The 261-nt window shown below is 55.2% G+C and carries 1 pseudogene; it reads right to left on the bottom strand.

Features of this window, described 5'->3' with window-relative positions:
* Nucleotides 1-261: pseudogene (locus tag HEN21_RS22760) on the bottom strand (phage tail tape measure protein); the annotation flags it as partial.

Below are 261 nucleotides of genomic sequence, written 5' to 3'. Positions count from 1 at the left end.
GAAGCGTCAGCAGGGCAGCATGAGCACTGTCTTCCTGACGATCGCCCGCAGACACTTTCACGCCGGACTGCTTCGGCTTTTTCAGCGTCGCTTCATAGTCCTTTTTCGCCGCCGCCATCAGCGTGTTGTAATCTGCCTGCAGGATTTTTCCGTCTTTCAGTGCCTTATTCAGTTCCTCCTGGCGGGCGGTATATTTCTCCAGCGGTGTCTGCAGGCGTTCGTAAGCCTTCTGCGCCTCTTCGGTATATTTCAGCCGTGATG

Source organism: Escherichia sp. 93.1518 (assembly GCF_013368915.2).
GTDB classification, from domain to species: domain Bacteria; phylum Pseudomonadota; class Gammaproteobacteria; order Enterobacterales; family Enterobacteriaceae; genus Escherichia; species Escherichia ruysiae.
Note: the sequence above shows the minus strand (reverse complement) of the source record. Positions and strands in the feature narration are given on the sequence as shown.